The 14561-nt window shown below is 72.6% G+C and carries 13 protein-coding genes; 4 read left to right on the top strand and 9 right to left on the bottom strand.

Going from position 1 to position 14561, the window contains the following annotated elements:
- Nucleotides 1–64: 64 nt before the first annotated feature.
- The 6 genes from ACWEVO_RS04175 to ACWEVO_RS04150 form a co-directional block, all read right to left on the bottom strand.
- Nucleotides 65–1072, bottom strand: a complete 1008-nt coding sequence (locus tag ACWEVO_RS04175; protein ID WP_452306107.1) for a LacI family DNA-binding transcriptional regulator — start codon at nucleotides 1070–1072, stop codon at nucleotides 65–67.
- Between the two features lie 19 nt (nucleotides 1073–1091).
- Nucleotides 1092–2471 carry a GH1 family beta-glucosidase gene (locus tag ACWEVO_RS04170; RefSeq protein WP_452306106.1) on the bottom strand — a complete coding sequence of 460 codons (1380 nt, stop codon included), beginning with the start codon at nucleotides 2469–2471 and terminating at the stop codon, nucleotides 1092–1094.
- Nucleotides 2468–3301: a carbohydrate ABC transporter permease gene (locus tag ACWEVO_RS04165; protein ID WP_452306105.1), complete on the bottom strand. Its 834-nt coding sequence runs from the start codon at nucleotides 3299–3301 to the stop codon at nucleotides 2468–2470. Before ACWEVO_RS04165 ends, ACWEVO_RS04170 begins: the two co-directional genes overlap by 4 nt.
- Nucleotides 3298–4287: a carbohydrate ABC transporter permease gene (locus tag ACWEVO_RS04160; RefSeq protein ID WP_452306104.1), complete on the bottom strand. Its 990-nt coding sequence runs from the start codon at nucleotides 4285–4287 to the stop codon at nucleotides 3298–3300. Before ACWEVO_RS04160 ends, ACWEVO_RS04165 begins: the two co-directional genes overlap by 4 nt.
- Before the next feature lie 72 nt (nucleotides 4288–4359).
- Entirely contained in the window at nucleotides 4360–5670 is a 1311-nt protein-coding gene (locus ACWEVO_RS04155; RefSeq protein WP_452306103.1) for an ABC transporter substrate-binding protein, read from the bottom strand.
- Nucleotides 5671–5868: 198 nt separating this feature from the next.
- On the bottom strand, nucleotides 5869–6624 hold the full coding sequence (locus tag ACWEVO_RS04150) for a maleylpyruvate isomerase family mycothiol-dependent enzyme (protein WP_452306102.1): 756 nt from the start codon (nucleotides 6622–6624) through the stop codon (nucleotides 5869–5871).
- A 70-nt stretch (nucleotides 6625–6694) separates the two neighbouring features.
- Here ACWEVO_RS04150 and ACWEVO_RS04145 point away from each other — a divergent pair, with 70 nt between their 5' ends.
- The gene (locus tag ACWEVO_RS04145; protein WP_452306101.1) at nucleotides 6695–7786 is read left to right on the top strand and encodes a UDP-N-acetylmuramate dehydrogenase; all 1092 of its coding nucleotides are present in this window, start codon (nucleotides 6695–6697) and stop codon (nucleotides 7784–7786) included.
- Nucleotides 7787–7890: 104 nt separating this feature from the next.
- Here the strand turns inward: ACWEVO_RS04145 and ACWEVO_RS04140 are convergent, their stop codons facing one another.
- Together ACWEVO_RS04140 and ACWEVO_RS04135 are read right to left on the bottom strand one after the other, a co-directional pair.
- The gene (locus ACWEVO_RS04140; RefSeq protein ID WP_452306100.1) at nucleotides 7891–8682 is read right to left on the bottom strand and encodes a class I SAM-dependent methyltransferase; all 792 of its coding nucleotides are present in this window, start codon (nucleotides 8680–8682) and stop codon (nucleotides 7891–7893) included.
- A complete protein-coding gene (locus ACWEVO_RS04135; RefSeq protein ID WP_452306099.1) occupies nucleotides 8682–9446 on the bottom strand; it encodes an SDR family NAD(P)-dependent oxidoreductase in 765 nt (254 codons plus the stop codon). Before ACWEVO_RS04135 ends, ACWEVO_RS04140 begins: the two co-directional genes overlap by 1 nt.
- Nucleotides 9447–9617: 171 nt before the next feature.
- Here ACWEVO_RS04135 and mshA point away from each other — a divergent pair, with 171 nt between their 5' ends.
- From mshA to ACWEVO_RS04120, 3 genes are all read left to right on the top strand, one after another.
- Nucleotides 9618–10982 (top strand): D-inositol-3-phosphate glycosyltransferase, encoded by a 1365-nt coding sequence (gene mshA / locus ACWEVO_RS04130; RefSeq protein WP_452306098.1) that lies wholly within the window; start codon nucleotides 9618–9620, stop codon nucleotides 10980–10982.
- A 75-nt stretch (nucleotides 10983–11057) separates the two neighbouring features.
- Nucleotides 11058–11591: a YbjN domain-containing protein gene (locus ACWEVO_RS04125; RefSeq protein WP_452306097.1), complete on the top strand. Its 534-nt coding sequence runs from the start codon at nucleotides 11058–11060 to the stop codon at nucleotides 11589–11591.
- 189 nt (nucleotides 11592–11780) lie between these two features.
- Nucleotides 11781–12635: a hypothetical protein gene (locus ACWEVO_RS04120; RefSeq protein WP_452306125.1), complete on the top strand. Its 855-nt coding sequence runs from the start codon at nucleotides 11781–11783 to the stop codon at nucleotides 12633–12635.
- 369 nt (nucleotides 12636–13004) lie between these two features.
- Here the strand turns inward: ACWEVO_RS04120 and ACWEVO_RS04115 are convergent, their stop codons facing one another.
- Nucleotides 13005–14258: an MFS transporter gene (locus tag ACWEVO_RS04115; protein WP_452306096.1), complete on the bottom strand. Its 1254-nt coding sequence runs from the start codon at nucleotides 14256–14258 to the stop codon at nucleotides 13005–13007.
- Nucleotides 14259–14561: the final 303 nt, after the last annotated feature.

The following is a 14561-nucleotide window of genomic DNA, read 5'->3' as shown; positions in this document are numbered from 1 at the left end:
GGGCGACCGGTTAAACCGGGGCCCGGCCGGCGCGCAACGCGTCGGCCGGGCCCCTCCTCGCACCTCAGGCGGACTCGCGGACGACCAGCTCGGTCGGCAGCATGAGGGCCTGCTCGACCTCCTCGCCCGCCGCGATCCGGAGCAGTTGGCGGGTCATCGCCCGGCCCAGCTCCACTATCGGTTGCCGGATGGTGGTCAGCGGCGGTTCGGTGTAGGCCGCCGTCTCGATGTCGTCGAAGCCGATCACCGCGACGTCCTGCGGCACCCGCCGCCCCGCCTCGCGGAGGGTACGCAGCGCGGCGTGCGCCATCAGGTCCGAGGCGGCGAAGACGGCGTCCAGGTCCGGGTGCTCGGCCAGCAGCTGCCGCATCGCCGCCGTGCCGGACTCCCGGGTGAAGTCGCCGTACGCGATCAGCACCGGCAGCCCCGCCGCGGTGACCGTGTCCCGGTAGCCCTGCAGCCGCTCGATGCCGGCGACCATGTCCTGCGGTCCGGCGATGGTGGCGATCCGCCGCCGGCCGCTCTCAAGGAGGTACCGGACCGCCCGGGTGACCCCGCCGACGTGGTCGACGTCGACGTACGGCACCTCTGCGCCGTCCAGCGGCCGGCCGCTGCACACCACCGGGATGCCCAGCCGGGCCAGCCGGCCGGGGAGCGGGTCCTCGCCGTGCAGCGAGGCGAAGAGCACCCCGTCGACGTGCCGGCCGGTGGTGTACCGCTCGACCCGTTCGTGCCCGGCCGGCGAGCCCGCCAGCATCAGCACGAGCTGCTTGTCCGCCGCCTCCAGTTCCTGGGCCGCCCCGCGGATGATCCCCGGGAAGACCTGGTCGTCGGAGAAGACCCGGGTGGCCGCCTCGGGCATGACCAGCGCGACCGAGTCGGTGCGCTGGGTGACCAGGCTGCGGGCGGCGAGGTTCGGGACGTACCCGAGTTCCTCGACCGCCCGGCGGACCGCCTGCTGGATCGGCTCCGCGACGGTGGTGGAACCGTTGACCACCCGGGAGACCGTGGCCCGGGACACGCCTGCCCGCTTGGCCACCGCCTCCAGGGTCGGTCGTTGTGCCGTCGTCATCCCCGTTACCACCACCTCGTCACAGCCCGTTCCGGGAGATCACCTCCTGGTACCAGCGGGCGCTTTCCTTCGGTGTGCGCCGCTGGGTCAGGTAGTCGACGTGGACGATCCCGAACCGCTTCCGGTAGCCCTCGGCCCATTCGAAGTTGTCCAGCAATGACCATACGAGATAGCCCCGCAGGTCGACCCCACGGGAGATGGCCTCGTGCACCGCGCGCAGGTGCCCGTCGAGGTAGGCGACCCGGTCGGTGTCGGCCACCCACCCGGTCCCGTCGGCGCCGGCCTGGTCCGGGAAGGCCGCCCCGTTCTCCGTAATGATCATCGGCAGCCCCGGGTGGTCGGCGGCCACCCGCTCCAGCAGCCGGGTGAGGCCGGCCGGCTCGATCATCCACCCCATGTCGGTGAGCGGCCCGACCGGCGGCAGGAACTCGACGCTGCCCGCGCTGCCCGGGTACGCGCTGCCGCCCGCGCCGCCCGCCCGTCCGGCGACGTAGGTGGGCGCGTAGTAGTTGATGCCGAGCAGGTCGATCGGTGCGGCGATCACCTTCTCGTCCCCGTCCCGGATGAAGTCCGGCTCGACCAGCCGGCTCACGTGCGCCAGCACGTCGTCCGGGTAGCCGGCTCCGGTCAACGGGTCGAGGAAGATCCGGTTGTGCAGCCCGTCGACCAGCCGTACCGCGGCGGCGTCCGCCGGGCTGTCGGCGTCCGCCGGCTGCACGTCGGCCAGGTTGAGGGTGATCCCCAGGACCTCCACGCCGGCCGCGCGCAGCGCCCGGGCGGCCAGGCCGTGGCCGAGCAGCAGATGGTGTACGGCCCGGAACGCCGCCCCCGCGTCCTGCCCGCCCGGGGCGTGCAGGCCGTTGCCGTAGCCGAGGTACGCCGAGCACCACGGCTCGTTGAGCGTGGTCCAGGTGCGGACCCGGTCCCCGAGCCGCCGGTGGACGGCGACCGCGTAGTCGGCGAAGTGCTCGGCGGTCTCCCGGGCGGTCCAGCCGCCCCGGTCCTCCAGCGCCTGCGGCAGGTCCCAGTGGTAGAGCGTGACCAGCGGGTCGATGCCCCGGGCCAGCAGGGCGTCGACCAGCCGGTCGTAGAAGTCCAGGCCGCGGGGGTTGACCGGGCCGGTGCCGTCCGGCCGGATCCGGGGCCAGGCGACCGAGAAGCGGTACGCCTTCAGGCCGAGCTCCGCCATCATCGCCACGTCGTCGGCGTACCGGTGGTAGTGGTCGCAGGCGACGTCGCCGGTGTGTCCCTGGAACACCTTGCCCGGCGTACGGCTGAAGGTGTCCCAGATGGACGGTCCGCGGCCGTCCTCCCGGACGGCGCCCTCGATCTGGTAGGCGGCGGTGGCCGCGCCCCAGACGAAGTTCTCGGGGAATCGCAGCTCGCTCGTCGCGCTCACGCCTTGACCGCACCTTCCATGATGCCGCCGATGATCTGGCGGCCGAACACGATGAACACCAGCAGCAGGGGAAGGGTGGCGATGGCCGTTCCGGTGAACACCTGCGACATGTCCTGGTAGTAGCCGTCGGAGAGGGCCCGCAGCGACAGCTGCACGGTCGGGTTCTCCGGGTCGTTCAGCACCGCGTACGGCCAGAGGAAGTCGTTCCAGGTGGTCATGAAGGTGAGCAGGCCCAGTACCGCGGCGGCCGGGCGCAGCGCCGGCAGCACCACGTTCCAGTAGATCCGGGCGGTGTTGCAGCCGTCCACCCGGGCCGCCTCGATCAGCTCGGTGCTGACCGCCTGGCCGGCGTACTGGCGCATCATGAACACGCCGAAGCCGGTGACCAGCGCCGGCACGATCACCGCGGGCAGCCGGTCGTTCCAGTTCAACCTGGTCATCAGCAGGTACAGCGGGATGACGCCGAGCTGGGTGGGCACCATCATGGTGGCCACGATGATCAGCAGCAGCGCGTTGCGCCCGCGGAAGCGCAGCTTGGCGAAGGCGAACCCGGCCAGCGTGGAGAAGAACACCACGGAGACGGTGACCGTGCCGGCCACGATCGCCGAGTTGATCAGACCGGTGAGGAAGTACGCGTCGGTGTTCTCGAAGAGCCGGGCGATGTTGGCGCCGAGGTTGCCGCCCGGGGTGACCGGGGGCGGGACCTGGCCCATGGCGTCGCTGGTCCGACTGGCCACCACGAACATCCAGTAGATCGGGAAGATCGACAGGACGGCCGTGAGGGCCAGCGCCAGGTAGGTGAGCCGGCCGGCCGACCAGAGGCGGGTCATCGGGTGCCCTCCTTGCGGGCGCCGCCGCCGAGCCGGCGGAGGAGCAGGACGTTGACGGCCGCGACCACCGCGATCAGCGCGAACAGCAGCCAGGCGATCGCCGAGCCGTAGCCGAAGTTGTAGTGCGGCGCGAAGGCGTTCTCGAACATGTACATGGTCACCGTCTGCGACTCGCGCAGCGGGCCGCCGCGGATCGCGTTGGTGCCGGAGTTGAAGAGCCGGGGCTCGGTGAAGAGCTGAAGGCCGCCGATGGTGGAGATGATGACCGCGAAGATGATGATCGGCTTCAGCAGCGGCACCGTGATCGACCAGAACTGCCGCGATCGGCTCGCACCGTCGATCGAGGCGGACTCGTAGAGGTCGCGCGGGATGGCCTGCATGGCGGCCAGGAAGATCAGGGCGTTGTAGCCGGTCCACCGCCAGTCGACCATGGTGGAGATGGCCACCCAGGAGGCGATCCGGTTGGCCTTCCAGTCGATCGCGTCGATGCCGACGTGGTCGAGCAGCCAGTTGATCATGCCGAACTCGCGGCCGAAGAGGACGGCGAAGACGATCGCCACCGCGGCGGTGGAGGTGACGTTCGGGATCAGCACCGCCATCCGCCAGGTGGTCCGGGCCCGCAGCTGGCGGTTGAGCAGGTTGGCCAGCCAGAGGGCGGCCAGCAGCTGCGGGATGGTGGAGATGACGAAGATGCCGAGCGTGTTGACCACCGAGTGCCAGAAGTCCGGGTCGGCCAGGAGCTGGCTGTAGTTGTCGAACCCGACGTACGGGTGGTCGACGCCGAGCAGATCCCAGTCGTGCAGCGAGACCCAGAACGTGTACGCCAGCGGGTAGATCCCGAACACCCCGAAGAGCAGGAAGAACGGGGCGATGTAGAGGTAGGGCGAGTACTTCGTGTCGAACCGGCTGAGCCGGTTGCCCCGGGTGGGGCGGGCGATGCGGTGCGCCGGCCTGACCGGCGGGCGGGCGTCGAGCTGGACTGCCATGGCCCGTGACTCCTTTCCGCCGTGCGGGCGGTGCCCCGTCGTCGGGGCCCCGCCCGCACGCACTGGCTCGGGTTACTTGGCAGCGGCCTTCTTGGCGTTCTCGACCGCGTCGGCCCAGCCCTGCTCCGGGGTGCGCTTGCCCAGCTCCACGGTGCGGACCGCGTTCTCCACCTCGGTGCGTACGGCCTGGTTCTTCGGGCCCATGTAGACCGGCTTCAGGCTCTTGGCGCCGGTGGCGAAGATCTTGCCGACCGGGGCGTCCGAGAAGTAGGCGTTCTTCGAGTCGACGATCGCCGGGTCGTCGAGGGCCTGCGGCGAGGAGGGCAGCGGGCCCTTGGCCTTGAAGGCGCCGATCTGGCCCTTGGCGCTGGTCAGGAACTTCGCCAGCTCGATCGCCTCGGCCTGGTGCTTGCTCTGCTTCGGCACGGCGAGGAACGAGCCGCCCCAGTTGCCGCCGTTGCCGGGGACCTGGGCGATGTCCCACTTGCCCTTCGCGCCCGGGCCGGCGTTGCCCTCGATGACGCCGGTCATCCAGGCCGGGCAGGCGATGGTGGCGAACTTCGACTGCTTGAACGCCGACACCCACTCCTCCGACCAGGAGCCGTACTTGCCGGAGAGCCCCGAGTCGATGATGTCCATGGTGGTGTCGTACGCCTGCTTGACCGCCGGGTTGCTGTCCACGACCAGGTTGTTGCTGGTGTCGTAGTAGCTGTAGCCGGTGGTGTTGCCGGCGGTCTGGAGCAGGATGGTGTTGAAGGTGTTGGTGGCGGCGTCGAGGAACGCGGCGCCGGTGTTCTTCGCCTTGAACTGCTCGCCGACCTTGATGTAGTCCTGCCAGGTGGGCCAGAGCTTGGACACCGCCTCGCGGTCGGTGGGCAGGCCGGCCTTGGCGAACAGGTCCTTGCGGTAGCACATGGCCATGCCGCCGACGTCGGTGCCGAGGCCGATCAGCTGCTTGCCGTCGGCGGTCAGGCCCTGGTTCCACTTCCAGTCGAGGAAGTTGCCCTTGAGGTCGGCCGCGCCGTGGTCGAGCAGGTTGACGAAGTTCTGCGGGTTGGCCTTGTACTCGACGAGCAGGCCCTCCTCGATGGCGACGACGTCACCCGCGCCCTTGCCGGCGGCCAGCCACTGGGTGAGCTTCGGCGAGTACTCGTCGAGGTTGCTGCCGGTGCCCCGTTCGACGATCCGCACGTTGGGGTGGCTCGCCATGTACTCCTTGTAGAGGTCCTCGTAGCCGAACTGGCCGAAGACGTCGACGGTGAGCGTGACCGGACCGTCGGCGGCGGCCTTGTCGTCGCCGCCACCGCAGCCGGTGGCGCCGAGCAGCGCGGTGGTGGCGACCAGGGCCACCGCCGCCAGCCGGCGGCGTGTGAAGGTACCCATCTCTTATCTGACCCCTCTAGGTCGTAACGGGTGGTGGAGGGTGGTTCCGGTACTCGGAGAGCGCTCTCACGAAAGGGTGGTGGCTGCCCCGGCTCCTGTCAAGAGAGCGCTCTCAGACCGTTACGAAAACGCGGAGAGCGGCCTTTCCCCGTCGAGGGAAGGCCGCTCTCCGCGTCGCGTCGAGGGTGCCGGGCGGGGTCAGCCCACCCGCAGCCCACCGAGCAGCCGGCGGTCGCCGGCCACCCCCAGGGCGTCGAAGCCGATGCGGCCCATCAGGGCCAGCAGCAGGTCGCTCGCGGTCCCGGTGACCTGGGCCCGGGCGTGGTGCTCGTCGTGGTCCAGGATCGTCGCCGTGTCCAGCAGGGCCATGCCCTCGCCGCGCAGGCGCAGGAACCAGTCCTGGGCCGCGTCGGTCGCGGTCAACTGCACCACCCCGTGCCACTGGCCGGATTCGATCCGCCGGCCGGCCGGCAGCCAGGTGTCCAGCACCTCGCTCACCCCGTCGGCCGCGAGCTTGGCCTCGATCGGTTCCCCCGCACCGATGGCGAGCTGGGCGTCCCAGCGGTGGACCGCCGTCTCGTGCGCCACCCGGCGCGGCCAGAACCCGGCCTTCTTCGGCTGCGGCGCGAAATTCCACGCCGGGGCCTCCACGTCCAGCCCCTCGAAGAGCGCCATCAGCTGGTCGGATTCCCGCCGGTACCACTCCGCGGCGGTCAGCCCGGCCGGCGGCTCCGGGTCGCGCCGCTCCGGTCGGGTGGCCGTCCCCGCCGTCACCACGGTGCGGGCCCAGACGTAGACGCGGGTGAGGTGATGAGCGAGGTCGGCGACCGTCCAGCCGGGACAGGAGAGCACCGGTGTCTCCGGGGGCGCCTCCGCGACGGCGGCGGCGAAGGCGGGGCCCTCCGTCCGCAGCGCGCCGATCCAGAAGTCCTTCGTGCCGTGCAGTCTGCTCATCGCAATCCTCCCGGGGGTGACCCGGCCACCAGTGGGTGCCGCGGCTACCCCTCAGCCTAGGGTGAAAGGCGTGTCAGACGTCTACGCCGAACCGGCGACCGGAGCCGACCCGACCGACCCGGCCACCCTGGCGCGTTACACCACGCTCCGGCTCGGTGGCGCCGCCGGCCGGTTGGAGACCGCCACCAGCGCCGACGAAATCGTACAGAAGGTGCAGGATGCGGAGTCGCGGGACGAGTCGGTCCTCGTCCTCGCCGGGGGCAGCAACGTGGTGATCGGCGACCAGGGCTTCCCGGGCACGGTCGTGCTGATCCGGTCCCGCGGGTTCCGGGTGGTCGCCGAGGATGCGGACACGGTCACCGTCCGGGTCGAGGCCGGCGAGCCCTGGGACGACCTCGTTGCCGCCACCGTGGCGCGCGGCTGGTCGGGGTTGGAGTGCCTCTCCGGCATCCCCGGCTCGGCCGGCGCCACCCCGATCCAGAACGTCGGGGCGTACGGCCAGGAGGTCGCCGAGACGATCACCGCCGTTGAGGCGTACGACCGGACCGACGGGGCGGTGGTCCGGATCGACGCGGCCGACTGCGGGTTCGCATACCGGGGCAGCATCTTCAAGTACAGCGACCGCTGGGTGGTGCTCACGGTCGACTTCCGGCTGACCCGCTCCCCGGTCTCCGGCCCGGTCCGCTACGCCGAGCTGGCCCGCGCGCTCGGCGTCGAGGTGGGTGACCGGGTGCCGTTGGCCGACGCCCGGGCCACCGTGCTGCGGCTGCGCGCCGGCAAGGGCATGGTGCTCGACGCGGACGACCCGGACACCCGGTCGGTCGGCTCGTTCTTCACCAACCCGGTGCTGGAGCGGGAGGCGTACGAACTGCTCCGCCAGCGCGCCGGCGACCTCGGCGAGCCGCCGTCCTGGCCGGGCGCCGGCGACGTGGTGAAGGTGAGCGCCGCCTGGCTGATCGACAAGGCCGGCTTCGCCAAGGGGTTCGCGGGCCCGGACGGGGTCGCCATCTCGACCAAGCACACCCTGGCCCTCACCAACCGCAGCGGCACCGCCCCCACTGCCGCCCTCGTCGCCCTGGCCCGCGAGATCCGCGACGGCGTCCACGACCGCTTCGGCGTCACCCTTCACCCCGAACCCGTCCTCATCAACTGCACCATCTGACCCCCGCCCGCCTCGTCGATCTTGCACTTCCGGCCCTCGCAAACCGCGCATCACGGGCGCGGTGGGGGCCGCAAGTGCAAGATCGCCGCGCGGGGGGAGAGCGGTCAGTGCGGGGTGGGGGCGATGGCGGGCCAGGGGAGGGTGAGTTCGCCGTGGCGCCAGCGTCTCGGGCCGTCCAGCATCGGCCAGCCCGACGCGTGGACGGCCCTGACCGTCTCCAGCCAGCGCTGACGGGGGCCGAAGGGGGCGTAGCCGGCGGCGGCCTGCCAGGCGTCGTCCAGGGCGCTGATCAGGTCGTGGATCCGCTCACCCGGCACGTTGCGGTGGATCAGCGCCTTCGGCAGCCGCTCGGCGAGCGTCGCCGGGGTCTCCAGGGTGGTCAGCTTCGCCGACAGGGTCAGGCTGCGCGGGCCGTGCGCGTCCAGCAGCACCCAGCTACCCAACCGGCCCAGCTCGTCGCAGGTCCCCTCGACCAGCAACCCGCCTGGGGCCAGCCGCCCGGTGACCGTACGCCAGGCGTCGGCCACCTCGCCCTCGTCGTACTGGCGCAGCACGTTGAACGCGCGGACCAGCGCGGGCCGGAGGCCGGCCAGCTCGAAGCCGCCCCGCGCGAAGGTCAGCCCGGGTGGGTCGGCGGCGGGCTGGGCGGCGGCCACGCGTACCGGATCGATCTCCAGCCCGACCACCCGGACGTCGGCGCGGACCCCGGCGGCCAGCCGGGCCCGGAGCTCGACGGCGGTGATCGGGGTGGCGCCGTAGCCCAGGTCGACCACCAGCGGGTCGGCGGCGGCCCGCAGCGCGTCGCCGCAGGTCTCGACGATCCAGTTGTCCACCCGCCGGAGCCGGTTCGGGTTGGTCGTCCCCCGGGTCACCACCCCGAGCGGCCGGTGCCGCATCAGGCTGTCCGGTGCACCTTGTGCTGAGCGGCCTGGGCCAGCGGGCGGACCACCAGCTGGTCGACGTTGACGTGGTGCGGCCGGGTGGCGCACCAGGCCACACAGTCGGCGATGTCGTCGGCGACCAGCGGCTCGGCCACCCCGGCGTAGACCGCGGCGGCCTTGTCCGCGTCGCCGCCGAACCGGACCAGGCCGAACTCCTCGGTCCGCACCATCCCCGGGTCGATCTCGATCACCCGCACCGGCCGGCCGCACAGCTCCAGCCGGAGCGTGCCGGCGACCGCCGTCTGCGCGTGCTTGGCCGCGGTGTAGCCACCGCCGCCCTCGTAGACGACCTGGCCGGCGGTGGAGCTGATGATCACGATGGTGCCGGCGCCGGACGCCTCCAGCGCGGGCAGCAGCGCCTGGGTGACGCGGACCGTGCCGAGGACGTTCACCTCGTACATCCACTGCCAGTCGCCCACCGAGCCGGACTCCACCGGGTCCAGGCCGCGCGCCCCGCCCGCGTTGTTGACCAGCAGGGTGACCGGGCCGGGCGCGGCGGCGGCCGCGGCGGCCAGGCCGGCGACCGACTCGTCGGAGGTGACGTCGCAGTCCACCGCGGTGGCCGCGCCGCCGGCCGCCTCGATCTCGGCGACCAGATTGGCCAGCCGGTCGGTACGCCGGGCGGCGGCGAGCACGTGGAAACCCTCGGTGGCCAGCCGGCGGGCGGTGGCCGCGCCGATCCCGCTGGACGCCCCGGTGACGATCGCGACAGAGGTCATCAGGTCATTCTCCCCCGGACCTCGCACGGGTGCGGTGATGAGGTCCGTCACGCCGGGGACCGGCCGAGGCGAATTTCCGAAGCCCGATGGGGAAGATGACATCCGGCGCGGAGGTTGACCGGAAAGCGCCGGTCGTGCGGGACGGCAGCAACCGTGACAGAGGGAGCGGACGTGGCGGAACAGCACACCGGTGTCGGTCGTCAGCGAGGTGCCCTGCCGTGGCCGCGGCCCCGGCGGATCGCGACCCTCTCCGTACACACCTCGCCGCTGCACCAGCCCGGCACGGGCGACGCCGGCGGCATGAACGTCTACATCCTGGAGGTCGCCCGGCGGCTCGCCGAGGCCGAGGTCGAGGTGGAGATTTTCACCCGCGCCACCTCGGGCGACCTGCCGCCGGTGGTCGAGATGGCCCCGGGCGTGCACGTCCGGCACGTCACCTCCGGCCCTCTGGAGGGGCTGACCAAGGAGGAGCTGCCCGGGCAGCTCTGCGCCTTCACCGCCGGCGTGCTGCGCGCCGAGGCGGCCCGCCCGCCGGGCCACTACGACCTGATCCACTCGCACTACTGGCTCTCCGGCCAGGTCGGCTGGCTGGCCAAGGAGCGCTGGGGGGTGCCGCTGGTGCACACCGCGCACACCCTGGCGAAGGTCAAGAACGCCCAGCTCGCCGCCGGCGACCGGCCCGAGCCGAAGGCCCGCGTGATCGGCGAGGAGCAGGTGGTCGCCGAGGCCGACCGGCTGGTCGCGAACACCCGGGTCGAGGCCCGTGATCTGCTCGACCGGTACGACGCCGACCCGGCGCGGGTGGCGGTGGTGGAGCCCGGCGTGGACCTGGACCGGTTCCGCCCGGCCGACGGCGACCGGGACCTCGCCAGGCTCGCCGCCCGCCGCCGCCTCGGGCTGCCCAGCACCGGGTACGTGGTGGCCTTCGTCGGCCGCATCCAGCCGCTCAAGGCCCCCGACGTGCTGGTCCGGGCGGCCGCCGCGCTGCGCGAGCGGGATCCTGCGCTCGCCGCCGAGCTGACCGTGGTGATCTGCGGCGGCCCCAGCGGCAGCGGCCTGGACCGGCCCACCGCCCTGATCGAGCTGGCCCACTCCCTCGGCGTCGCCGACCGGGTGCGCTTCCTGCCGCCGCAGACCGGCGACGACCTCCCCGCCCTCTACCGCGCCGCCGATCTGGTCGCGGTGCCCTCGCACAACGAGTCGTTCGGGCTGGTCGCCCTGGAGGCCCAGGCCTGCGGTACGCCGGTGCTGGCGGCGGCCGTGGGCGGGCTGGTGACGGCCGTCCGGGACGGGGTCAGCGGGGTGCTCATCGACGGCCACGACCCGGTCGACTGGGCCCGTACGCTGGCCCGCCTGCTGCCCGACCGGGTGCGCCGGGTGACGCTGGGGCGGGGCGCGGAGCGACACGCCCGCGACTTCTCCTGGCACCGTACGGTCTCCGGCCTGCTCGCCGTCTACGGCGAGGCGATCGCCGAACAGCGGGCCCGGCTGGCCGGCCGGCTCGCCGGTGATCCGGCCCTGTCCTGCTCCTGGTGACCGGGGTCGCCTGCCGCCGCGCGGGCCCGAGTTGCCGCGCGGCGCGGGCCCGGAAGCGACCGTAGAGTGGGTGCGATGAGCCGCAGGAGTGAGGTCGCCACGCTGATCGAGTCCGTCTGCGCCGAGCGCGAGCTGGAGTGCGAGGCCACCGGCGAGACGGCGTACGCGGTCACCCTGCCGGGCACCCACAAGCTCAAGACGATCTGCAACCTGATCGTCGGTGAGCACGCGCTGCGGGTCGAGGCGTTCGTGATGCGCCAGCCCGACGAGCGCCGCGAGGAGCTCTGGGCCTGGCTGCTCCAGCGCAACGCCCGCATGTACGGGGTGTCCTTCTCCATCGACGCGGTCGGCGACGTCTACCTGACCGGTCGGGTCAACCTGGCCGGGCTGGACGAGGACGAGTTGGACCGGCTGCTCGGCGCCGTGCTGACCTACGCGGACGAGTCCTTCGACAGCATGCTGGAGATCGGCTTCGGCACCGCGATCCGCCGGGAGTGGGAGTGGCGGGTCAAGCGGGGCGAGTCGACCGCCAACCTGGCCGCCTTCGCGCACCTCTTCGAGCCCTCGGCCGGTGCGACCTCCGGGGTCGGAGGTTCGGAGCCCTCCTGACGGGTATGCCGCACCGCGCGGTGCGGCGGATACGGGACCCACCGCGGGCCGAGGACGGACTGTCGAGGAGCGTGTCCCATGGCTCAGCGAAGCAGCTCAGGTCGCGGCACGACCGCGGCCAGGACCAAGCGTCAACCGGGCAACCAGACGGCGAACACGCCGAACATCTCCGAATCCGAGATCTCCCGGATGAAGGTGGACGACCTCCGCGGCCAGTTGCGCCGACGGGGCGTCTCCGGCCTCTCCGCCATGCGCAAGCCCGAGCTGGTGAAGACCCTCGCCCGGACGCTGCGGTCGGAGGGTCGGGGCGGCGCCGCACGTAAGCCCACCGGGCCGGCCGGACGCGCGGCGGCCACGAAGAAGGCGGCCGCCAAGAAGGCTCCCGCGAGGAAGGCGACGGCCAAGGCGGCACCCGCTGCCAAGGCTGCGGGCGCACGGGCGAAGAAGGCCGCCCCGGCGAAGAAGGCGCCGGCGAAGAGGGCGCCTGCCGCGAAGAGGGCGCCCGCCGCGAAGAGGGCGCCAGCCGCGAAGAAGGCGCCCGCCGCGAAGGCCACCACCGCGCGGGCCACCGGCGCGCGGGCCAAGGCGACGGGGGCCCGCAAGGCGGCGCCCGCCCGCCGGGCCACCCCATCCCGGCCCGTCCCCTCTGCGGGTACGGCGGCCACGGCGACCCCGGTGCGCAGCGGCCGGTCGTCGTCCCGGTCGGTGAGCTCGTCCCAGCAGATCACCTCGCCGAGCGACCGCCCGGAGCGTCCGGGCCGGAGCCTGGTGACGGCGAACCACGAGGTGATCCAGCGGTGGGCGCGGGCCCGCAACGCCAAACCCGCCACCATCGCCGGGACCGAGCGGGAAGGGCGCCCCGGGGTGCTCACGTTCAACATCCCCGGCTACCGGGAGAGCAGCCGGATCCGGGAGGTCAGCTGGGACGACTGGTTCCGGACCTTCGACCAGCGCGGCCTGAACCTGATCTACCAGGAGCAGATGCGGGACGGCCGGCAGAGCAACTTCTTCCGTACGGAGAACCCGAATCGGGAGGACGGGTGAGGTTTACGGGAATCGCTGGCGGGGATCCGATGTTGGCCATCACAGAGTCCGGAGCAGGCACAGCCGGATTTCCGACACGGGCGCTGTGACGGGCGGAACAGCGATCTGAGTTGAATCCCGAGATCCGGGCGAACTAACTTTATTGCACCGCGCCACGCTTGTAATCGTTCGGGGGAGCGGCGGATCGATCAGATCCGCGCAAGCGAGGCGCGAGGGATCGGGTGGAGCACACCGTTGGGGGACGGTGCCACCCGTGGAACCGGCGGCGCGTGCGGGCGACGCTTACGGGGGTGAGTGTCGCCCGCCGCCGCCGGGTGTACGGCGCGAGCGCCCATCCTGACGGGGGTCAGGGTGGGCGCTCGATGCCGTTCAGCGCTCTCCGGCCAGCGCCTTCTCCCGGCCGGCCACCGCCGACCGGAGCGCGGCGACCCGGCGCTCCCGGGACGGACCGGCCAGCAGGTGCCCGCCCGCCGCGACCAGTCCCAGGGCGGCCACCACCAGCCAGTGCCGCTCGCCCAGATGGTCGAGGCTGAGACCGCCGAGGGCCGGGGCGACGAAGGACGCGGCCGGGAAGGTCAGATAAAACACCGACTGGTAACGAGCGCGCAGCTCCGGCGGGGCGAGATCCGCGTTGATCTGCGCGTTCGGTGGCGCGGCGAGCATCTGCCCGACGGTCCACACCACCGCCGCGCCCAGGTAGAACGGCAGCTCGTCGGCAACGGCCAGCGCGCCGAAGCCGAGGGCCATCAGCCCGGTGGAGACCGACAGCACGGTCGCCTTCCGGTACGGCGCGATCAGCCGGGGCACGAAGAGCTGCCCGGCCACGATCAGCGCACCGCCGAGCGCCACCACCACGCCGTACGCGGAGGGGCGCAGGCCGTCGTCGCGCATCGCCAGCGGCATGATCGTCGAGGTCTGCATGGTGAGCACGGCCAGCAGGAAGGTCAGCCCGACGAAGACGAGGAAGACCCGGTCGGTCAGTGCGGTGTGCAGCCCCGGCCGGCGGCCCACCGGGGCGGGGACGCGGATCCGCCGGTCGAGCGTCTCGGGGACCTTCAGCGCGATCACCGCCGCCGCCGCGATGGTCGTGCCGGCGTCCACCAGGAAGAGCGCGAGGAAGCTCGCCTCGGCGAGCAGGCCCGCCAGCAGCGACGCCACCGCCATGCCCAGGTTGAACGCCCAGAACTGAAGGTTGAACGCGCGGGCGCGGCGGTCCTCGGGCACCACGTCGACGATCGCGGCCACGAAGGCGGGGCTGGGCATCGAGTGCACCACCCCGACCAGCGCGGCGAGCACGGCGATCACCAGCAGGTGCCGGCTGAACCCCAGCGCCACCATCAGCCCGGCCGCGCCGACGTGCGCGGCGAGCAGGGTGGAGCGCCGGCCCCACCGGTCCGCGAGCACCCCGCCGAGCAGCGTGCCGACCGCCCCGCCGGCCCCGTACGCCCCGACCACCACCCCGGCGAGGGCGGCCGACGCCCCGCGCGCGGCGGTCAGGTAGAGCGAGAGGAACAGCATCGCGAAGGCGCCGGCCCGGTTGATCAGCAGGCCGGACCAGAGGTACCAGAAGGTGGCGGGGAGCCCGCCGGCCGAATCGTCCCACCAGCGCCGCAGGCCGCGCACCCGTCCTCCATGAAGGTTTGTTAACTGCTCCGCCGTCGACCGTAGGCAGCCGGACCGACCCGCGCCAGCGTGGCGCTGCTCACCTCCCGGCGGCCTGCTCCGCTGCGGAAGGTCACCCGTCCGGGCTCCTACAAACTTGATGACGTGAACGGATCGGGCCGCCCGGGCCCCCGCGCCTCTCGGCCCCCGCGCCTCTCGGCCTCCGCGCCTCTCGGCCCCCCGGCCTCGACCATGTTCTTCCCCTCCGCGTTCCTCGTCGCCGCCGTGCTGAGCTTCGTGATGCTCGGCGAGGCGGTCCGCGAG

The sequence above is a fragment of the Micromonospora sp. NPDC003776 genome (assembly GCF_053605645.1).
This window is presented reverse-complemented; position numbering and strand designations above follow the sequence as displayed.